3 protein-coding genes and 1 pseudogene are annotated in these 6,182 nt (G+C 61.1%); all 4 read right to left on the bottom strand.

The window, feature by feature from the left end; translation table 11 throughout:
* Positions 1–364 precede the first annotated feature (364 nt).
* On the bottom strand, positions 365–694 hold the full coding sequence (locus ACZ7GZ_RS38320) for a hypothetical protein (protein WP_360098461.1): 330 nt from the start codon (positions 692–694) through the stop codon (positions 365–367).
* 812 nt (positions 695–1,506) lie between these two features.
* Entirely contained in the window at positions 1,507–2,379 is an 873-nt protein-coding gene (locus tag ACZ7GZ_RS38325) for a hypothetical protein (RefSeq protein WP_471031785.1), read from the bottom strand.
* A 129-nt stretch (positions 2,380–2,508) separates the two neighbouring features.
* Complete coding sequence (locus tag ACZ7GZ_RS38330; protein ID WP_471031788.1) at positions 2,509–3,615, bottom strand: hypothetical protein; 1,107 nt, start codon at positions 3,613–3,615, stop codon at positions 2,509–2,511.
* Positions 3,616–5,707: 2,092 nt separating this feature from the next.
* Positions 5,708–6,182 (bottom strand): annotated as a pseudogene (locus tag ACZ7GZ_RS38335) (transposase); the annotation flags it as partial.

Genomic DNA, 6,182 nt, shown 5'->3' on the forward strand with positions numbered 1-6,182 from the left:
GGCCGCCATGCCCCTCGTTGCCGGCAAGCCGTCGGACCTGGGCGTCCAGGACGCTGGTGAGGTGGCAGAGGAAGGGCTTCCCCCTGATCACGGCGCCTTCCCCTTCTCCGTTTCCGGCGCTCCCCGAGAGAAAGAAGCAGTACACTTCCGGCACATTGACGCCGCAACGATGGCTGATGGTGTGAAACCTCCAGCTCCCTCAATACCGCGCCCCAGCAACATGTCGCTGGGGCGGTCGGCATCCCCCGCATCACGCAACGGCATGACGCGGGGTGGCTTTCGAAGGGCTGCGGAGAACCGGGGAAGGACGAACTCCAGACCTCCCCCGGCCTGTCGCCGATGTGAGGGAGCTAGCGGCTCAGGATCAGTAGCTCCTGACCGTCGCCGGCATACAGGTGAGGCTGGGAACCGTGCTCTGACCCTGGCCGATGGACTGGCAGGTCGATTGAACCGTGTCGCTGTGCTGGCTACCGCCGAACAGGCCGCCGAACATGCCACCGCCGAAGCCGCCGGCACCGCCACCACCGGCGGCAGCGGCGCTGGAGCTGCTCCCGCCGGCGTCAGCGTCAGCTGACTGATGGCCGTGGCCACCACCGAAGGCTAACGGGAGCATCACGTTACCCATGACAGTTCGCTCGGGCAGCACCTCACCCACGAGCAGGTCCAGTTCCTCAAAGCGGATTTCAGTTTCCATAGTTTCCTCTTCTTCTCGCGTTGTTACGCTTGCCCCCATTCTTAAGATACATCTGCGGTCAGATTTCGCCGCTATTGAAGTGCGAGGGCAAGTAAATCATCCGGTTGGACGGCACGGCTACTCCATTCGGGCCTTACCTCCGTCAGTAGCTGTGCGGCCACGCGGCGAGTCTGCGGCCCCCTCACCGTTGTCGACTCAGCAATACCACCAGCTCGGCGGAAAGGCGAAGTCCCCGGGGTCACTCTGAGATGTGATCGCCGTGGCAATGCTGCACAGGTCTTTCGCTGCCGTGTTCGGGTCGACCTCACGCGTCTTTTGCTCGAATCGTGTGATGTCCGCACCAGTCCTGGAAATAAGTCCCAAAGGTTCCGTACCCGGGCCCGACAGGCCTTGCATGCACTTCTGAGAGGTGGGGGGGCAGGCACTGATGGCCTGTTTGCCGCCTGCAGCTGCAGCACACGCCGGAGGAGCCGCGTGGCCCTTGGGCGGGCTACAGGGATCGTCGGCGTAGGCGATCGTCGTGGCAGGAACGGTAAGCGCGGCCAGTCCAACGGCAGCAGCCAGCATGCCGCGGGCGAGTGCAGATCGATACATCAATACTCCCAACGTGTCCAAGAGTGGTGTTGTCAAATTGCGGTAGCCGTTGCTGACGGGGGTATCCGCGGTGACCGCGAGGCGCCGTCGGGTCGGAACCGGGGGAGATTTCCGCTTCGCCGGCACGAGATCACCGCCGACAGGATGTGGCCGCGCAAGGGGGCCTGAGCGCGTCACACCCTGGGCTGGTGCCCCCACCGCACGGCGAAGTAGATCGATCATTTTTTCCTGGAACGCACGGCACTTGATTTTTTCGGCTTCGTTGCGCGGAGCGGCGCGGAGCGTGCTGCAGGCCCCGCCCCGGCAGCGGGTCGGGTATCGAGGCAGGCCCCCTTTGGAGCAGTATAGGTTTGCGCTACAAAGGAGCTTGATTGCACGATTGACGGCTCGTCGACGACGACGTTCTTGATGTACTTGCTTGTGCCGAGTGCCTTCAGCGTTCCTTTAACCCGGTGACCCATCTCCTGGTAACCCCAGATGAGCACATCGCCCGCCGGAGCGGTCGCTTCAACCTCGGTATCACTCTTGACACTATTGTCCCAGGTTCTGCTGTCAGTGCGACCCGCAGAATTCTCATATTCCTGATCAGACTCTTTACTGCCCGTACTCTCACTGGAAATTGTACCGCTGAGCGTTCCCCGGGTCTCACTCTCGGTGGTGTTGGAAGAGGTCGCTTTTTGCATTTCCTCATTGTAGGACTTGAAGTTTTTCAGGATGGTTTGACTTCCCTCCGCCGTACCAGAAATCTCGACCTGTGAGGAGTTTGAAACCCTTCCTGTATCAGTCGCCCTGCCGCTGATTTCCCCTTCAACGTTGTCCGTGATCCTCGGCCAGAGCGTAACGCGCCGTTGAACGCTGACGTCCTCGTCAGTGCAATTCAGGAAAGCGTTACCCACCGAAATAACGCCGCCTCGGTACTCCCGCACTGCATCAACGATGAATCGGCAGCCCTTACCTTGCTTGCAGAGATCCGTGACCTCTTTAAGGGAAGACAGGGGCTTCTTGCCGTCAAAAGCCTGCGCTTTCGGCATGGCGCGGTCGTGCTTGTCCGCAGCACTGGACGGTGCGGCAGCGAGAGATACTACGCTCATGGACATCAATGGGACCAGTAGCGTGTACAGAGCCTGAATCCGGAGGGGTGAAGTACCTCGCGACCGTAGTGTGCCGTTCAACCTGTTCTCCTTGCCATTCGCCTTGCTTGAATTCACTGCCACTAGTGGCTAGCGGTCCTTCAGCTTCAGCAGGAAGCTTCTGGTCGCCTTCATCCCTGATTGCGGAGGCACAGCTACGGGCGCACTCCGAAGGTCTGGCGTAATGGCTGTCGGCCGGTCTGAAGTACACATGGCAAATTCGGCATCCGTCATGGGGCCTGTGCGCTGGTACCAGCGATCGGAGAGTGTTTCGGACGGGACATCGAACGTCGAGAACAGTCTGTAAGCGTTACGAGGGCTGGTGAAGTAGCCCACGACTCGCTGTCGGGCAGGCTCGAGCTCGACCCAGCTTGCTTCCCCGGGCTGAATCCGGGGAGCCACGGTCCTCTTCACATCTCTCTTCCAAGTCCACGGCGAATTGGTGGCTTGCTCAAATCCGCGATCGACCTGACTCGCCAACTTCGGCTTTCCCTGCGAAATGTCATCCGGGGGAATCATCGCTAGGTCATTCTGTGCGTAGTACCGAGAGATACTATCGAAAGGTTTCTCCGAGTAATCCACTTCACGCTCGTCGTCGAACGAATTCCTGCCGCAGTTAAGGTGCACCTCCCCGACCACCCTGGCCTTGTCATAGTATTTATAAGAGGATTGCGGATCCATTGTGAAAGAACATTGAGTGTCGCTGCCGCTACAGTAGTCCACCGCCGATTGAACCGAGAGAGGTTCGTTCTCGTTGTAGGCTTGGGGAGCAGGGAGCGCCACCTTGGGGATCTGGGTGTCCGGGGGGGCTGGCAGTCGAACTGCACGCACGTTTGCCAACATAGGGCCGCAAGAGCCGCTCCCCTGCGGCATTTGCGAAGAGAACGTTACTTGCGTGTTGTCCTTGGCCGCGGTGAATGTGTATGTCTTGTCCAATTCCCAGTTCTGGGTACCAACCGCGGACGTGCCCTTTGTAGTGACCGCCTGGCTGTGCTGGCCGTCATCAATCGTGAACTTCTGGCCGTCCTTTACCTGAGCGAGAGTGCAACCCGTGTATCTGCTGGGGCTGTCGTCGAATGTAAGGGTGACTTTGTCACCAGCATGGACTCCCCACAGATTCGTATACAACTTGGCGGGGCCACCGCCGTAGTTGAGGTTCGCAGCCTGAAGCTGTTGGGGATGTTTGGCCGCATCCACAGAGATCGTTGTGCCATTCCCACCCCAGTGGGCCGGCGGCACGAAATTCCAGTTTGTTCCGATAACATGCGGGGAGGAGAAATCGCCATTGGGTACCGGTACGGCTACCGATGACTGGGCCGAGGCGGGAGGCGCTGTACAGGGGAGTGCGAGAGCCAGGGCTGCACCCGCGCACGTCCCGCCTCGCAACCAAGTCGAAAGTTTCATGATCATCTTCCTATGAATAAGTAATCGGTACGGGCACACCCATCCGATCGATGACAGAAATTGACCCAAAGTGACGAAAGTCGTCCGGTCGCAGTAAATTCCCCGACAGAACCCACGGGTACACATAAGCGTTACATATCGTGCCGTGGTATTCGGACGGCCTTACGCTGCTCTTGCTCGAAGCCTGGATATCGGTACACCGCTGGCAATGAGTTGCGAAGGCGATGCACTCGCGCTCGTCCTGCTCTTCCGCACAAAGAGAACCATCCGCCCACCCGCATCATGGGCCGACCGCCTCATGCACCGCGCGTCGACGACCGACCTATTCGAAGGTTCCTCTCTTGTACGCAGAGCACCGCCAGGCCAGACAGCGATGGAGGCATGGGCCGACGTCATTTGCCAACCTCTTGAACTGGCATATAGATGAGGGTGTGTGCGATGCGAGGCTGACGTGCTGCTCATCCGGTTGGACGCGCTACTCATCCGGTTGGCGGAGCGACGGTCTCGTCCCTATGACCACCTACGGGCGGTGTTACTTCGGCGACCAACGACCATAGGCCCTTGAGTACTTCCGCATACATGGTGCGGGCTCGTTCCAAGCTGCCGGGAACGGTCAGCAGGTAATTGCCAGACCTGATCACCGGTCGCTGGGCCAGGTGCTTTCGCCTTCCGCCTGGCGTGCGCACAAACAGGACCCCGGACAACACCTCCCGCGCGTTCGGCACCCCAGGCCGGGCAGCCCTTGCCCTCGACCGGCTTGGGTGCCGACTCCGGCTGCAACGGCTTGACCAGCCGGCTGCAGTTCGTCGGAGACGAACCACGTCCGGACCGCTGCTTTCCCAACGAGCAGACCAATGACCAGACAAGCCAACGGTCACATGATCAACGGCCTTTGTCGGCGCCAGCCAGTCACCGGCCGGACCTGGAGTGTTCGGTCCGCAGGATGCTATGGGCCCCAAGGAACCGACATACCGACGTGCCATACTCAGGAAACACCCGTACGGCAGACATCGGGATGACCCGCTTTCCCGTTGACTCAACTATGAGCCATCTCCTGCCTGACGCTCCTACCCCGATCTACGACGCCCTGTACGCCCAGTGGCAAGCGAACTTCCGTACGGTCCCTGGCGAACGAGGACCGGATGACCACTGGTTCCTGCCTTCATTCCGAAACAGCACACCAGCTGAACTCCCGCCGCCGACTCCGGCGCGAGGCCTCCTTCCAGCGATGCCTTGGCAAAGGGTCAGCTACGGCGCTCGCGCGGGCATCCCGGTGCCCGTTGCTCCGCTTGCGCTCCCAGCCGCCGGCTGGTGACGCGGAGCGTCTGACGAGCGATCGGAGACAGAAACGGTTCTCCTTCGAAGCCACGCCTCGTACACGCACCCCGAGGCCGGTTACGGCCTGGTCTTTGACCGGTCATCGGATTTCCGTACACACGCGCGAGGCGCTCACACGACGGTGCCAACGGATTGGACCTCCGCCCATGCGAGCACCCAGACCTGCGCCAGCAGGGCTTCCTGGGCGGCCCCGTCCGGCTCCGACACGATCCTCGGGCTTCCTCAGAAGCCCTGTCTGCGTATATCTCCCCTGCGTCGGCGTATTCGGCATGTGCATTCCGGGCGAGTTCAAGGGCATAGGCGGCAGTCCTACTGCCGGCAGGATCAGCAAGTCCCGTCGGACTCAGATCTCCTGATCCATTCATGACCCAACAGGAGGGCGGTGGTGATCGACCCAGCGGGCCTTTGCCAACTTGCTGCGTAAGTCGGGCCGTTGGTTCGACCGATAGGTGAAGCCCCTGGTAGACGGGTTCACGACCAAGATCACCCGGTACCCACCAGAGCCTTCGCGTGCTTGTCTACCCGTGTGGGCTGGACGTGTCCATCCGGGTTTTCGCTCGTAGCGGTGGTTCAGGCGGCGGTATCCGGTCAGCCAGGACATGGTGCGTTCGATGACCCATCGGCGGTGGCTGAGTCGTTCACTCGAGTCGATGCCCTTGCGGCTGATGCGGACGCCGATGTGCTTGCCCCAGAGCCATCGCCTCAGGTGAGGGATGTCGTAGGCGTTGCCGGCATGAAGACGCACGGGCTTGGAATCGGCTGCATGGGGTTCGTGTCCCCTGTGGAAACGGGACAGCATCGGCTTCGGGACGAGGCTGTCGTGGGTGCTGGCCGCACAGAGTCCGACGCGCAGGGGCAGTCCGTCCGCGTCGAACAGGACGTGCCTCTTGGAGCCCGGCCTACCCCGGTCCACGGAGCTCAGACCAGGGTCGTGTCCCTTGATGTGGTGTAGGCGATCAATCGTCGGTCGTGTTGGTGGTGTTGGGGAGTGCGGGGGCGCTTTTGCCGGGCTCGGTGGGGTA

It is taken from the genome of Streptomyces sp. NPDC037288 (genome assembly GCF_055603265.1).

Coding starts and splice junctions, on each gene's coding strand:
- ACZ7GZ_RS38320 (WP_360098461.1), bottom strand. CDS start 694: ATGGAAACTGAAATCCGCTTTGAGGAACTGGACCTGCTCGTGGGTGAG.
- ACZ7GZ_RS38325 (WP_471031785.1), bottom strand. CDS start 2,379: ATGAGCGTAGTATCTCTCGCTGCCGCACCGTCCAGTGCTGCGGACAAG.